This window comes from Streptomyces sp. ISL-99, from assembly GCF_018614005.1.
Taxonomy (GTDB): domain Bacteria; phylum Actinomycetota; class Actinomycetes; order Streptomycetales; family Streptomycetaceae; genus Streptomyces; species Streptomyces flavidovirens.
On record NZ_JAGGPC010000023.1, the window covers coordinates 134,004 to 148,237 of the forward strand.

General features: G+C 67.9%; 15 protein-coding genes and 1 pseudogene. 8 read left to right on the forward strand and 8 right to left on the reverse strand.

Features of this window, described 5'->3' with window-relative positions:
* Positions 1–167: 167 nt before the first annotated feature.
* Positions 168–1,040 (forward strand): GNAT family N-acetyltransferase, encoded by an 873-nt coding sequence (locus J7E91_RS15170; RefSeq protein WP_214903821.1) that lies wholly within the window; start codon positions 168–170, stop codon positions 1,038–1,040.
* 27 nt (positions 1,041–1,067) lie between these two features.
* Here J7E91_RS15170 and J7E91_RS15175 read toward each other — a convergent pair.
* Positions 1,068–1,516 (reverse strand): annotated as a pseudogene (locus J7E91_RS15175) (heme-binding protein).
* 34 nt (positions 1,517–1,550) lie between these two features.
* Complete coding sequence (locus J7E91_RS15180; RefSeq protein ID WP_214903824.1) at positions 1,551–2,429, reverse strand: MFS transporter; 879 nt, start codon at positions 2,427–2,429, stop codon at positions 1,551–1,553.
* 137 nt (positions 2,430–2,566) lie between these two features.
* Here J7E91_RS15180 and J7E91_RS15185 point away from each other — a divergent pair, with 137 nt between their 5' ends.
* The 3 genes from J7E91_RS15185 to J7E91_RS15195 all read left to right on the forward strand — a co-directional run bounded on the left by J7E91_RS15185 (position 2,567) and on the right by J7E91_RS15195 (position 4,689).
* Complete coding sequence (locus J7E91_RS15185) at positions 2,567–3,025, forward strand: MarR family winged helix-turn-helix transcriptional regulator (protein ID WP_214903826.1); 459 nt, start codon at positions 2,567–2,569, stop codon at positions 3,023–3,025.
* 36 nt (positions 3,026–3,061) lie between these two features.
* On the forward strand, positions 3,062–3,514 hold the full coding sequence (locus J7E91_RS15190) for a GNAT family N-acetyltransferase (protein WP_214903829.1): 453 nt from the start codon (positions 3,062–3,064) through the stop codon (positions 3,512–3,514).
* Positions 3,515–3,630: 116 nt separating this feature from the next.
* On the forward strand, positions 3,631–4,689 hold the full coding sequence (locus J7E91_RS15195; protein WP_214903831.1) for a restriction endonuclease: 1,059 nt from the start codon (positions 3,631–3,633) through the stop codon (positions 4,687–4,689).
* Between the two features lie 116 nt (positions 4,690–4,805).
* On the opposite strand, the gene J7E91_RS15200 is transcribed toward J7E91_RS15195, so the two are convergent.
* Together J7E91_RS15200 and dnaB are read right to left on the reverse strand one after the other, a co-directional pair.
* Complete coding sequence (locus J7E91_RS15200) at positions 4,806–6,185, reverse strand: serine hydrolase (RefSeq protein WP_214903834.1); 1,380 nt, start codon at positions 6,183–6,185, stop codon at positions 4,806–4,808.
* 50 nt (positions 6,186–6,235) lie between these two features.
* On the reverse strand, positions 6,236–7,711 hold the full coding sequence (dnaB, locus tag J7E91_RS15205; RefSeq protein WP_214903837.1) for a replicative DNA helicase: 1,476 nt from the start codon (positions 7,709–7,711) through the stop codon (positions 6,236–6,238).
* 458 nt (positions 7,712–8,169) lie between these two features.
* Here dnaB and J7E91_RS15210 point away from each other — a divergent pair, with 458 nt between their 5' ends.
* Positions 8,170–9,507, forward strand: coding sequence for an MATE family efflux transporter (locus J7E91_RS15210; RefSeq protein ID WP_214903840.1), 1,338 nt, complete (start codon positions 8,170–8,172; stop codon positions 9,505–9,507).
* Between the two features lie 79 nt (positions 9,508–9,586).
* Here J7E91_RS15210 and rplI read toward each other — a convergent pair whose 3' ends face one another.
* From rplI to rpsF, 4 genes are all read right to left on the reverse strand, one after another.
* Positions 9,587–10,033, reverse strand: a complete 447-nt coding sequence (rplI, locus tag J7E91_RS15215) for a 50S ribosomal protein L9 (protein WP_028810714.1) — start codon at positions 10,031–10,033, stop codon at positions 9,587–9,589.
* Positions 10,034–10,051: 18 nt separating this feature from the next.
* Positions 10,052–10,288 carry a 30S ribosomal protein S18 gene (rpsR, locus tag J7E91_RS15220; protein WP_003949403.1) on the reverse strand — a complete coding sequence of 79 codons (237 nt, stop codon included), beginning with the start codon at positions 10,286–10,288 and terminating at the stop codon, positions 10,052–10,054.
* 43 nt (positions 10,289–10,331) lie between these two features.
* On the reverse strand, positions 10,332–10,925 hold the full coding sequence (locus J7E91_RS15225) for a single-stranded DNA-binding protein (RefSeq protein WP_214903843.1): 594 nt from the start codon (positions 10,923–10,925) through the stop codon (positions 10,332–10,334).
* 75 nt (positions 10,926–11,000) lie between these two features.
* The gene (gene rpsF / locus J7E91_RS15230) at positions 11,001–11,291 is read right to left on the reverse strand and encodes a 30S ribosomal protein S6 (RefSeq protein WP_006604399.1); all 291 of its coding nucleotides are present in this window, start codon (positions 11,289–11,291) and stop codon (positions 11,001–11,003) included.
* A 267-nt stretch (positions 11,292–11,558) separates the two neighbouring features.
* Between rpsF and J7E91_RS15235 the strand changes: the two genes are divergently transcribed.
* The 3 genes from J7E91_RS15235 to J7E91_RS15245 all read left to right on the forward strand — a co-directional run bounded on the left by J7E91_RS15235 (position 11,559) and on the right by J7E91_RS15245 (position 14,222).
* On the forward strand, positions 11,559–11,873 hold the full coding sequence (locus J7E91_RS15235; protein WP_214903846.1) for a hypothetical protein: 315 nt from the start codon (positions 11,559–11,561) through the stop codon (positions 11,871–11,873).
* Positions 11,874–11,983: 110 nt separating this feature from the next.
* Positions 11,984–13,102 (forward strand): peptidoglycan bridge formation glycyltransferase FemA/FemB family protein, encoded by a 1,119-nt coding sequence (locus J7E91_RS15240; protein ID WP_028810711.1) that lies wholly within the window; start codon positions 11,984–11,986, stop codon positions 13,100–13,102.
* Positions 13,103–13,190: 88 nt separating this feature from the next.
* The gene (locus J7E91_RS15245; RefSeq protein ID WP_214903849.1) at positions 13,191–14,222 is read left to right on the forward strand and encodes an alanine racemase; all 1,032 of its coding nucleotides are present in this window, start codon (positions 13,191–13,193) and stop codon (positions 14,220–14,222) included.
* Positions 14,223–14,234: the final 12 nt, after the last annotated feature.

Sequence of the window (14,234 nt, forward strand, 5' to 3'; positions counted from 1 at the left end):
GCCCCCCACCAGACAGCGTGTTTCACGTGAAACACCCACTCGCCCCGCACGCCGGGTCGCCCTCAAGCCCTGGGGACTCATCCGCCGCAGCCGGCGTCTTCGAGCCGCCACCTCCCCTTCACGTAAAGCGGTGGATGGGCGATCGGTGTGTCAGCCAGCCTGATCCAATGCCGACTTCCCTCGCCGATCTGCCCATCCGCCGTCTGACCCCGGCCGATCTCACCGCCTGCGCCGACCTCTCGGAAGACCGGGGCTGGCCACGCGAAGAGCACAAATGGGGCCTGCTGCTGGCAGCCGGCACCGGCTACGGCATCGACGCCCCCGAAGACAAAGGCCTCGCCGCCGCCGGCGTCCTCACCTCGTACGGCCAAACCACCTCGTACCAGCCCGGACTCACCGCGATCGGCATGGTCCTCGTCGCCGAACGCCACGCACGGCAGGGCATCGGCCGCCGCCTGATGCGGCACCTCGTCGCGGAATCCGGGGACACCCCGCTCACCCTCCACGCCACACCCCACGGCCGCCCGCTCTACGAAGAGCTCGGCTTCACCGTGACCGGCAAGGCCGAGATGGTCAGCGGCCACTTCCGGCCCTCCGGAACACCGTCCGGCGTACCGACCCGCCCCGCCACCGCCGACGACCTGCCCGCGATCCTGCGCTTGGACGCCGAGGTGTTCGGCCTGGACCGCACCCACATGCTCACGCGGCTGCCCGCCTTCGCCGACCAGATCCGGATCGCCGAGGACCGAAGCGGCATCACCGGATACGCCGCCGCCTGGCCCAACATGCAGACCCATGTCGTGGGCCCGCTGATCGCCAGGGACACCGAGACCGCCAAGGCACTGATCGCCTCACTGGCCGCCGGTACGGACCGCCCGCTGCGCACCGACATCGACGTACGGCACGAAGAGCTGCTGGCGTGGGTGAAGGCGCACGGCCTGGAGCCGGTCGCCTTCAACGCCGTGATGACCTACGGAATCCCCGCCCTCCCCGGCGACTGGACCCGCCGCTTCGCCCCGCTGACCGTCGCGGCGGGCTGACGTCGGCGGGCCCGGCCCGTCTCACCGTTACCCGCCGAGCGCCTCGACCGCGGCGGTCGCGAAGCCGTGGTCCTGATCGGGCGCTCCGCCGCCCACACCGACGGCCCCGATCAGGCGGCCGTCACGGTGAACCGGCACGCCGCCCGCGATGAACAGGAGCGGTCGGTCGAGCGCGGTCGGCAAGGTGTGGAAGAGCCCGCCGGGCTGCACCGCGTCGACCAGGGCGGCGGTCGGAGCGTTCAGCTGAACCGCGGTGTACGCCTTACGGGTGCTGGTCTCGCCGGCGATCAGTACGGCCCTGTCGTCCCGCCGGAAGGCGAGCAGGTGCCCGCGCCCGCGTCGAGAACGGTGACAGCGACGGTGACCCCGGCCTCCTCGGCCGCGCGGCGGGCCGCGTCGACGAGGATCTCGGCGTCCTGGATGGTCAGCGGGACGACAGGGGTCGCGGGTGCGGGTGCGGGTGCGGTGGTGCTCATGGGGTGACTCCTCAAATTATCGGTGGGGGGTGATTCAGCGACGTGCGGCGGCAGCGGTGACAGCGGCCGGCTCAGGGACCGATCCCGCGACGACCCGGCTGCGGGCGTCCGTGCGGCGCTCCAGGGCGCTGGACAGGAACGCGAGACCGAGAGCCGAGGCGGCGAGCACCGCACCGACCCAGTTGGGCGCGGTGTAGCCGAGGCGGGCCGCGATGACGAGGCCGCCGAGCCAGGCGGCGAGCGCGTTGCCGAGGTTGAACGCGCCGATGTTGACGGCGGAGGCCAGGGTGGGGGCGCCCGCGGCCTGGTCCAGGACCCGCTTCTGGAGCGGCGGAACCGTCGCGAAGCCCAGCCCGCCGATCAGCACGATCGTGACCGCTGCCGCGATCTGGTGGTGGGCGGTGACCGTGAAGAGGGCAAGGACCACGGCGAGGGCGCCCAGGGACACGTACAGCAGCGGCATCAGCGCGCGGTCCGCGAACTTGCCGCCGATCAGGTTGCCGCCGACCATGCCGAGACCGAAGAGGACCAACAGCCAGGTGACGGACCCGGCGGAGTAGCCGGCGACGCCCGTCATCATCGGCGCGAGGTAGGTGATCGCGGCGAAGACACCGCCGAAGCCGAGCACGGTCATCGCCATGGCGAGCAGGACCTGCACATTACGGAAGGCGGCGAGCTCATGGCGCAGCCGCACGCCCTCGGGCTTCGGCGTCTCCGGTACGAGACGGGCGACGCCCGCGAGACCGAGCACACCCAGCACGACACCGAGTGCGTAACCGCTGACCAGATAGCCGGCGGTGGGGATAGAGACACCGAAGTCGGCGGAGACCTCAGGCAGCAGGCCCATGATCACGAATTCTGTGGTGCCGATACCGAACGCCCCGATGGCCAGGGCGAGGAGGGCGAGTGGCATGGCCAGACCTTCCAAATAGATCGCACATGCACCTTACGAGCGCCCACAATAATTGCAGACGCGGGCTAAATGCAAGCGCGGGCTATTGCGTACGTCGTCTACCCTTGGCTCAAGCGGCTCCGGAAGAGGAGAGATCCATGACAGCCACAGACCCCGCACTCACCGCGCTCTCCCAGGGCTGGTGCGCCCTCTCCCTGCTGCACGGCAGGATCGACGCCCACATCGAAAAGGCCCTCCAGAGCGGGCACGGCCTGAGCGTGCGCGAGTACTCACTCCTCGACGTCCTCAGCCGCCAGCACAACGGCCCCGGCGGACACCTCCGCATGCAGCAGGTCGCCGACGCCGTCGTACTGAGCCAGAGCGCCACCACCCGCCTGGTCACCCGCCTCGAAGACCGCGGCCTGCTGACCCGCTACCTCTGCGACACCGACCGGCGCGGCATCTACACCGACGTCACCGAGGCCGGCCAAGCCCTGCTCGCCGAAGCCCGGCCCACCAACGACGCCGCCCTGCGCGAGGCCCTCGACGAAGCCGCGAAAAACCCCCAGCTCGCACCGCTGGTCAGGGCCGTAGAAGAGCTACGGGTCCCCGCGTAACCGCCCAACCTGCGGAATCTGCGTAACCTGCGCCCCATGAGCGATCTTGAGATACGCCCCGCAGCCCCCGGCGACCTCCCGGAAATCGTCGCCATGCTCGCCGACGACCCCCTCGGCGCCCAGCGCGAGTCCCCCGACGACCTCACCCCGTACGCCGCCGCCCTCACCCGCCTCACGGCCGACCCGAACCAGCACGTGGTCGTCGCCGTACGCGACGACCACGTCGTCGGCACCCTCCAGCTCACAGTGATCCCCGGACTGTCCCGCCGCGGCTCCACCCGCGCGATCATCGAAGGCGTACGCATCCACGCCGACGAACGCGGCAGCGGCCTCGGCACCCAACTGATCGAGTGGGCCATCGGCGAATCCCGCCGCCAGAACTGCCAGTTGGTCCAACTGACCTCCGACAACACCCGCACCGACGCCCACCGCTTCTACGAGCGACTCGGCTTCGAAGCCACCCATGTCGGATTCAAGATGAGTATCTGAAAACCGTTTCTTTATCCGATTTGACTCGTTGCCCCAAGCAAGTGGGGCGGCCGTATGTCCGGGTCCCGTCCACACACTCGAACGGGCCCCAAGGGGCCCAGGAGGAGGCGGGCCAAGTGGCCAATGAAGCAACCCTGTTGGAATCCAGGACACTGCGCGACAGCGTGGCTCAGCGCACGGAAGCGCTAGACAAAGTCAAGGCGCTCTCACTGCTCCCGGACGAGATGCATGTGACGACACAGATGGTCGCCAACTACTTCGAGGTGGCCGAGGCCGTCATTCGCAACATGGTGAACGCTCACCGTGAGGAACTTAAGTCGAACGGCTATCGCCTGGCGACCAGCGAGGAGGTCAGTGTCTTCAAGACACTAGCCTCCGTAGACCGCTTCACGAGCAAGGTCGGATTGTTCACGAGAAGGACCGTGCTCAACGTCGCAATGCTGCTGCGCGACAGCATCGTCGCACGTCAGGTGCGTACGCACCTGCTCGACGTCGAGGAAATGCAGCGCTCGCAGCCTGTGGATAACTTTGTCCACAGGCTTGCCTCGCTGCTCGACGAGCACATCACCGAAGCCCTCGACCAGCGCCTGGCTACGCACACCGACGGAAAGGTCGCCGAGACCGCGGAGGACGTCTGCCGCACCACAATCGGCCGCGCCGTCGTCCCACTGCTCAACGCCGCGGTCCAGAACGACGGTGAGCACCAGGGCCGCATCCAAGCGCTGGAGGAGGAAGTGACCCACCTCCGGCGGGTACTGCGCGAACGCGAGGCAGCCGGATCAATGGGCGCACTCGACGCCATGAACCCACGCCAGTTCGAACAACACATCGCCTGGCTCTGCCGACGCGACGGCTGCGACCGCGTAACGGTCACCGGCGGCCACGGAGACACTGGCGCGGACATCGTCGCCTACACCCCCGACGGGCGGCGCATCGTCGTCCAGTGCAAGTCCCGCACCCCCGGATCAACCATCGCCAGCGGCGACGTCCAGCAGTTCATCGGCATGGCCAAACTCGAGTACAACGCCGACATCGCACTACTGGTCGCCACCTGCCCGTTCACCCGTGACGCCCTGCTGCTGGCCGCGCGCCACGACGTAACAGCTGTCCACCGCGGCCTGCTGGAGGCGTGGAACAACGGAGCCAAACTGCAGATCCTCAACAACGTGTCGTAAAAGGCTGTCGGAACCAGCCCACAGAGCGGGCCCGAAGTCGCAACCAGAACTTGCGGCTTCGGGCCCGCTCGTACTCTACCGGCGCCCCACCCACACGCCCGGTTCCACGTGAAACGTCACAGCCCCCGCCAGCCGCCTTCGTCCACCCCTCCAGGAACCGCGTCTCCCGGCTCGTACGGCTCGCGCGTGAAGACGAACGACCCGAGGTCCAGATGGCTCACCGAACCGTCCTCCCGCCGCACCACCCGGAGCGTCTCCCCCAAGTAATAACCATCGAGGCCGGTCCAGGTGCCGTCCGGCCGGGCCGCGAAGCGTGAGCCCCGGCCGTTGCCCCGCAGCGGCTGAAGCTGCAGGCCCCGGTCGGCGACAAGGGAGAGGGCGTACGACGACGTGCCCCAGAACCACGGGCCCGTCAGCTTCAGCAACTCCTGATCCACCTCCGGCAACGGACGCCACGGCTCCGGGATACGCGGCTCAGCCTCGACCACGATGCGGATCAGGTCGGCCGCCACCGCCGGAGCGGACAGCCCCGACGTCGCGTTGACCAGCGCCACCGCGGCCACCCCGTCCTCCACGCTCACCCACAGACCCGCCACAAAGCCCGGCAGCGACCCCGTGTGCCCCACCAGCGTCCGACCGCCGCTCTGGACGATCTGCAACCCCAGCCCGTAGCCCCCGGCCGCCTCCCCCGGGCCCGCAGGAGCAGCCGGCGTACGCATCTCCCGTACGGACTCGGCGCTCAGCACCTTCTCATCACCCGCGGCAAGAAACGCGGCGAAGCGGCAGAGGTCGACAGTCGTCGACCAGAGCTGACCGGCCGGAGCCATCAGCCCGAGGTCCACCGCCGGTTCCGGCAGCATCACATCCGCCCACGGATGCACCGCCCAGCCCCCGGCATGCGGAGCCAGGGGCTCTGCGCTCGTACGCCCCATGCCCAGCGGCTCAAGAACCTCGCGCCGCAGCACCTCCGCCCAGGACTCTCCCCGAACCACCTCGACAAGCCGGCCGAGCAATGTGTAACCGGGGTTGGAGTAGTGGTGAACCCTCCCGGCCGGATGCATCCGCGCCTGCCCACCCAGCACATCGGCCAGCTCAGGACGCAAAATGCCCGGCGTCCGCTCCCACCACGGCGCCGGCGTCTCCGCCGCCAAACCCGCCGTATGGCTGAGCAGTTGAGCCACAGTCACCTCACCCGCCACCCCCGTACCCAGAAGGTACTTCTCCAGCGGATCGCCGAGGTCGAGCAAGCCTTCGTCACGCAGCCGCAGCACCAGCACAGCGGTGAACGTCTTGGTGATCGAACCAATCCGGTACTGCGTATCCGCATCCGGCCCATGCCCGTCGACACAGGTACGGGAACCCGTCCACACCATCTGCCCGTCGCGCTGCACCGCGGCGACCAACGAGGGCGCCCTGCCCTCAGCCTGAGCGGCGGCGATGCGATGCAGGAGGGCACGTTGCGTACTGGGAAGCAGCTCTTCGAGCGGAGACGTCATGGTCAAGACCTACCGGCACCGCCCCGCCCCGTCGACCTCTTTTCAGAGCCTCAGATCTGCGCCATGTCCACGAAGCGCGAATAGTGACCCTGGAACGCCACCGTGATCGTCGCCGTCGGACCGTTACGGTGCTTGGCCACCATCAGGTCCGCCTCGCCCGCGCGCGGCGACTCCTTCTCGTACGCGTCCTCACGGTGCAGCAGGATGACCATGTCCGCGTCCTGCTCGATGGAGCCCGATTCACGCAGGTCGGAGACCATCGGCTTCTTGTCCGTACGCTGCTCGGGACCACGGTTCAGCTGCGACAGCGCGATCACCGGGAGCTCGAGCTCCTTCGCCAGCAGCTTGAGGTTTCGGGACATGTCCGAGACCTCCTGCTGACGGCTCTCCGCCCGCTTCGAACCACCGGACTGCATCAGCTGCAGATAGTCAATGATCACCAGCTTCAGGTCATTGCGCTGCTTCAGACGACGGCACTTCGCCCGGATCTCCATCATCGAGAGGTTCGGCGAATCGTCGATGTAGAGCGGCGCCTGCGAGACGTCCGGCATCCGGCGCGCGAGCCGCGTCCAGTCCTCGTCCGTCAGCGTGCCCGAGCGCATGTGGTGCAGCGCCACCCTGGCCTCCGCCGACAGCAGACGCATCGCGATCTCGTTGCGCCCCATTTCGAGGGAGAAGATCACGCTGGGCAGGTTGTTCTTGATCGAACAGGCCCGCGCGAAGTCCAGCGCCAGCGTCGACTTACCCATGGCGGGACGAGCCGCGATGACAATCATCTGGCCGGGGTGCAGGCCGTTCGTCAGCGAGTCGAAGTCCGTGAAACCAGTCGGCACACCGGTCATCTCACCCGTACGAGAACCGATCGCCTCGATCTCGTCGAGCGCGCCCTCCATGATGTCGCCGAGCGGCAGGTAGTCCTCGCTGGTGCGCTGCTCGGTGACCGCGTAGATCTCGGCCTGGGCGGCGTTCACGATGTCGTCGACATCGCCGTCGGCCGCGTATCCCATCTGCGTGATCTTCGTGCCCGCCTCGACCAGCCGGCGCAGCACCGCCCGCTCATGGACGATCTCGGCGTAGTACTCCGCGTTGGCCGCCGTCGGCACCGTCTGCACCAGGGTGTGCAGATACGAGGCGCCGCCGACCTTCGTGATCTCGCCGCGCTTGGTGAGCTCGGCGCCCACGGTGATGGGGTCGGCAGGCTCGCCCTTGGCGTAGAGGTCGAGGATCGCCGTGTAGACGGTCTCGTGGGCCGGGCGGTAGAAGTCGTGGCCCTTGAGGATCTCCACCACGTCGGCGATGGCGTCCTTCGAGAGCAGCATGCCGCCGAGAACGGACTGCTCGGCGTCGAGGTCCTGAGGGGGTACTCGCTCAAAGGCTGGAGCCCCGCCCTCCCAGCCACCCGTTTCACCGCCGCGGTCATGCTGCTCGTCGCGGCCCCGGCCCTCGCCGCGGCGCCGACGGGAGGGCAGACGGTCACCGGGACCGCTGTCGGCCCAGGGGTCGTCCAATGGCTCGGAAATGCTCACCGGGCCACCTCCTCCCGTCCGCTGCGCGGACCTCGCTGTGCCACTCTTTCTTACGGCACGGCTCTGACAAATGAGACGCCCGACTCCGGTTCCGGCGCATCGAGTTCGACGAGCTTCCGGGGCCGGAACGGAAGGCGGGCGCCGCACCACGGTAGGCCCGCGGGCACCGTCAGCCAATCTTGTTATCCACAGGCTGTGTGGACGAAAGACCAGTTGCTGTGGAGAACTCCACAGAACCTGTGCACGGACCGGGGGACAGCACTGTGGACAAACTCATACCGACCCCGGCCCTACGGCGCTGACCTGCGGTTTCTTCATCCACGGGCTGTGGGGAAGAAAAACTTCGCCGCCTGGTTCAAGATCAGAACAAACAGCGCACAGCCGAACCCCGCAAGCACTCGCGCGTAAGGACTGCAATGCCATTGCATCTCTTACCTGTGGAAGATTAGATTGACCCTATGACTCAGGCCCCCACGGCAGCGAAGAACAGCCGGCGCCGGCACGACCGCGAGATCATCGCGCTCGCCCTCCCGGCGTTCGGCGCCCTGGTCGCCGAGCCCCTTTTCGTGATGGTCGACAGCGCGGTGATCGGCCACCTCGGCACCCCACAGCTCGCCGGTCTCGGCATCGCCGCCGTGCTCCTCATGACCGCCGTGAGCGTCTTCGTCTTCCTGGCCTACGCGACCACCGCCGCCGTCGCCCGTCGCGTCGGCGCGGGCGACCTCCAGGCGGCCATCCGGCAAGGCATGGACGGCATCTGGCTCGCCCTCCTCCTCGGTGCCGCGGTGATCGCGGTCGTCCTGCCGGCCGCCCCCTGGCTCGTCGACCTGTTCGGCGCCTCCGACACGGCGGCTCCGTACGCGATCACCTATCTGCGCATCTCCAGCCTGGGCATTCCCGCCATGCTCGTGGTGCTTGCCGCCACGGGTGTCCTGCGCGGACTCCAGGACACGAAGACACCGCTGTACGTCGCCGTCGGCGGATTCACCGCCAACGCGGCCCTCAATGTCGGCCTGGTGTACGGCGCCGGGCTCGGCATCGCCGGTTCCGCGTGGGGGACCGTGATCGCCCAGTGCGGGATGGCCGCCGCCTACCTCACGGTGGTGGTACGGGGCGCCAGGAAGCACGGCGCCTCCTTGCGTCCCGACGCGGCCGGGATACGGGCCTGCGCGCAGGCCGGAGCACCGCTGCTGGTCCGTACGCTCTCGCTGCGTGCCGTCCTGATGATCGCGACCGCGGTGGCCGCCCGGCTCGGGGACGCCGATGTCGCGGCCCATCAGATCCTTCTGTCCCTGTGGAGTCTGCTGGCCTTCGCTCTGGACGCGATCGCCATTGCGGGCCAGGCGATCATCGGCCGCTACCTGGGGGCCGACGACGCCAAGGGGGCGCAGGAAGCGTGCCGGCGGATGGTGCAGTGGGGCATTGTCTCCGGGGTGGTGCTCGGTGTGCTGGTGGCGGCGTCGCGGCCGTTGTTCATCCCGCTGTTCACGAGCGATGAGGTGGTGCGGGACGCGCTGCTGCCGGCCTTGCTGGTGGTGGCTGTTTCCCAGCCGATCTCGGGGATCGTCTTTGTGCTGGACGGTGTGCTGATGGGCGCCGGTGACGGCCCGTATCTGGCGTGGGCGATGCTGGCGACACTCGCGGTCTTCACGCCGGTGGCTCTGCTGGTACCGGTGCTCGGCGGCGGGCTGACTGCCCTGTGGTGGGCGATGACGCTGATGATGGCAGTCCGGATGGTGACGTTGTGGCTGCGTGCGCGGTCGGGCCGCTGGATCGTCACGGGTGCCACGCGCTGACAGTGGGTTTCACGTGAAACGACGAAGGGCCGCACCCCGTGGGGTGCGGCCCTTCTGACTGCTCTGCGATGCGCTGCGCTTAGGCGGCGACGACCTCGACGCCGAGCTTCGCGGCGACCTCGGCGTGCAGACGCACGGAGACCTGGTGCGAACCAAGGGTCTTGATCGGGGCGCCCAGCTCGACGCGGCGCTTGTCGACCTCGGGGCCACCGGCGGCCTTGATCGCCGAAGCGACGTCGGCCGGGGTGACGGAACCGAAGAGACGGCCGGCGTCGCCGGAGCGAACGGCCAGGCGCACGTTCACGCCTTCGAGCTTGGCCTTGATCTCGTTGGCCTGCTCGATGGTCGCAATCTCGTGGATCTTGCGGGCGCGGCGGATCTGCGCCACGTCCTTCTCGCCACCCTTGGTCCAGCGGATCGCGAAACCGCGCGGGACCAGGTAGTTGCGAGCGTAGCCGTCCTTGACGTCAACGACGTCGCCGGCAGTGCCGAGGCCAGAGACCTCGTGGGTGAGGATGATCTTCATTTTTCGGTCACCCTTCCCTTATCGCGCGGTGGACGTGTAGGGCAGCAGCGCCATCTCACGGCTGTTCTTGACTGCCGTGGCGACGTCACGCTGGTGCTGCGTGCAGTTGCCGGTCACGCGGCGGGCACGGATCTTGCCGCGGTCGGAAATGAACTTCCGCAGCATGTTCGTGTCCTTGTAGTCCACGTACGTGACCTTGTCCTTGCAGAATGCGCAGACCTTCTTCTTAGGCTTGCGCACAGGCGGCTTCGCCATGGTGTTTCTCCTGTGTGATCAAGAAGTGGTGTACGGGCCCGCCCTAGAAGGGGGGCTCGTCCGAGTAGCCGCCGCCGGCGGTTCCGCCGGAGCTTCCGCCCCAGCCACCGCCACCCTGCTGCTGACCGCCGCCGGCCGGTGCACTGCTGGCCCAGGGGTCGTCGGCGGGAGCGCCGCCGCCCTGCTGGCCGCCGCCGCCGGGGGCTGCGCCCCAGTTGCCGCCGCCCTGACCGCCCTGCTGGCCGCCGCCGTACCCGCCCTGACCGCCTCGGCCGGTGGTCTTGGTGACCTTGGCCGTGGCCGTCTTGAGGCTGGGGCCGACTTCCTCGACGTCCAGCTCGTAGACCGTGCGCTTGACGCCCTCGCGGTCTTCGTAGGACCGCTGCTTGAGCCGGCCCTGAACGACGACGCGCATGCCTCGCGTAAGCGACTCTGCGACGTTCTCCGCCGCCTGACGCCAGACCGAGCAGGTGAGGAACAGGCCTTCGCCGTCCTTCCACTCATTGGTCTGCTTGTCGAAGATGCGGGGAGTGGACGCGACACGGAACTTCGCGACCGCCGCACCGGACGGGGTGAAGCGCAGCTCGGGGTCGTCGACGAGATTGCCGACGACCGTGATGACGGTCTCGCCTGCCATGGGTGAACCTCTCGGCGGGGATTGCTGCTGGCTGCTTGTTGCTACTCGGACCCGATTACCGCTGAGCTACTGAGCTCAGTGGGTTTCGGGGCGGAGGACCTTGGTCCGGAGGACCGACTCGTTCAGGTTCATCTGTCGGTCGAGCTCCTTGACGACCGCAGGCTCGGCCTGCAGGTCGATGACCGAGTAGATGCCCTCAGGCTTCTTCTTGATCTCGTAGGACAGACGACGACGGCCCCAGGTGTCGACCTTCTCGACCTTTCCGTTGCCCTCACGGACGACGGAGAGGAAGTTCTCGATCAACGGGGAGACAGCGCGCTCCTCGAGATCGGGGTCGAGGATGACCATCACTTCGTAGTGACGCATGTGGAACCCACCTCCTTTGGACTCAGCGGCCACGGTCGTTCCGTGGCAGGAGGGTCGTGATGCGTACGCAACGGTATCGGCCGCCACTGACAAGCCGCCTTCTTCGAGAGAGGAGGCTCGTTTTGTGGCGTGGGCAGACACCGGTGCAGACCGTACAGACTACCTGCTCACCGCCTTCCGGTTGAAATCCGGCCGGGAGGGGCCACAATCTGTACACATCGGGTGTGTGCGGCATCACGCTCGCCGCCTTCCAGCAGGAGGTGCCCCATGGCGCAGGCAATGCGACGACACTCCTCGACTTCCCTCCTCGAGACCGACGGCAAGCCTCATCCTCGCCAGGACACGCTGGTCGCGGTGACGGTGCTGCTGGGGGCGGTCGCCTTTGTTTCGGCGATGTTCCACGACCTGCATCTGCTCAGTTCCTGGGCGGGGCTGGTGGGGATCCTCACCGGTGCGTACGGCCAGTTCATCTCGGTTACGACGCGCGAGCGGACCTTGCTGATCATCGGTCTGGGTGCGTCCGCGGTCGGCTTCTACCTCGGCATGGCACACGGTGGGCTGTTCGGCGGAGTGCTGGGATAGGCCCGGCTGGGTCAGCGGCCAGACGGGGCGCTCCATGGGCGCAGTAGGCTTCGGCGCGAGAGCCGGAGCCCCTGATCCCATGGGGACAGACCTGCCGAGGAGCGCCCCGCATGAGCCTGACCCTGAGGACCATTAGCCGAGAGCAGCATCTGGCGTACATCCAGAGCCTGCCTGCGGCGAGCCACTGCCAGGTCCCGGCGTGGGCTGATGTGAAGACGGAGTGGCGTTCGGAGAGCCTGGGCTGGTTCGACAAGGGCGGTGAGCTGGTCGGTGCCGGTCTGGTGCTGTACCGGCAGCTGCCGAAGATCAAGCGGTATCTCGCGTACCTGCCTGAGGGTCCGGTCATCAATTGGTACGCGCCGAATCTGGACGAGTGGCTGCAGCCGATGCTGGCGCATCTGAAGCAGCAGGGTGCCTTCTCCGTGAAGATGGGCCCGCCGGTGGTCATCCGCCGGTGGGACGCGCCGGCCATCAAGGCCGGTATTCAGGACCCTGATGTGAAGCGGCTGCGGGACATCGAGGCGACGCACATCGAGCCGCGCGCCTTCGAAGTGGCGGACCGGCTGCGGAAGATGGGCTGGCAGCAGGGCGAGGACGGTGGCGCGGGCTTCGGTGACGTACAGCCGCGTTACGTCTATCAGGTGCCGTTGGCGAACCGGTCGCTCGACGATGTCCTCAAGGGCTTCAATCAGCTGTGGCGGCGCAACATCAAGAAGGCCGAGAAGGCCGGCGTCGAGGTCGTCCAGGGTGGTTACGAGGATCTCGCCGAGTGGCAGCGGCTGTACGAGATCACCGCTGTGCGTGACCGCTTCCGGCCGCGCCCGCTGTCGTACTTCCAGCGCATGTGGACCGTCCTCAACAACGAGGACCCCAACCGCATGCGGCTGTACTTCGCGCGCCACAACGGGGTGAACCTGTCCGCGGCGACGATGCTGGTCGTCGGGGGGCACGTCTGGTACTCGTACGGCGCTTCCGACAACATCGGCCGCGAGGTCCGGCCCTCGAACGCGATGCAGTGGCGGATGCTGCGTGATGCGTACGCGATGGGTGCGACCGTCTATGACCTGCGGGGCATTTCCGATTCGCTCGACGAGACGGACCACCTGTTCGGCCTGATCCAGTTCAAGGTGGGTACGGGTGGGGAGGCTGTGGAGTACGTCGGCGAGTGGGACTTCCCGCTCAACAAGATGCTCCACAAGGCGCTCGACATGTACATGTCGCGCCGCTGATCCCTGCCTGAACCCGCATCCGCACCTGAATCCGTTTCCCTTCATACCTCTGATACACCGCAGCCACGAGAAAGGTTCCGGACCGGCCATGGCGCTCACCCTCTACGTCGACACCGCGCGCTGGCGGGCGCACCAGAAGTCCGTGCTCGATCAGTTCCCGGGAATCGTGCCGGTCTGCAAGGGCAATGGCTACGGCTTCGGCCATGAGCGGCTCGCGGACGAGGCGACCCGTTTCGGCTCGGACATCCTGGCCGTCGGCACCACGTACGAAGCGGCCCGCATCAAGGACTGGTTCGGCGGTGACCTGCTCGTCCTGACGCCGTTCCGGCGCGGTGAGGAGCCGGTTCCGCTGCCGGACCGGGTGGTGCGTTCGGTGTCGTCGGTCGACGGGGTGCACGCCCTGGTCGGCGCCCGTGTCGTCATCGAGTGCATGAGCTCGATGAAGCGTCACGGCGTGAAGGAGGAGGAGCTTGGGCAGCTCCACGCGGCCATCGAGGACGTACGGCTGGAGGGCTTCGCCCTGCACCTGCCGCTGGACCGTATGGACGGCTCCGACGCGGTCGAGGAAGTCATCGGCTGGATGGACCGGCTGCGGGCGGCCCGCCTTCCGCTGCACACGATGTTCGTCAGCCACCTGAAGGCGGACGAACTGGCGCGGCTGCAGCAGCAGTTCCCGCAGACCCGCTTCCGTGCGCGTATCGGCACGCGGCTGTGGCTGGGTGACCACGAGGCGACGGAGTACCGCGGCGCGGTGCTGGACGTGACCCGGGTGTCGAAGGGGGACCGGTTCGGTTACCGCCAGCAGAAGGCGGCGTCGGACGGCTGGCTCGTGGTGGTGGCGGGCGGTACGTCGCACGGTGTCGGACTGGAGGCGCCCAAGGCGCTGCACGGTGTGATGCCGCGCGCCAAGGGTGTGGCGCGTGCCGGTCTCGCCACGGTGAACCGTAATCTCGCGCCGTTCGTGTGGGCGGGCAAGCAGCGCTGGTTCGCGGAGCCGCCGCACATGCAGGTGTCGATCCTGTTCGTCCCCTCGGACGCGCAGGAGCCGAAGGTGGGCGAGGAGCTGGTGGCCCATCTGCGCCACACCACGACGCAGTTCGACCGTATCGTCGACCGCTGAGCAGCCGCCGGC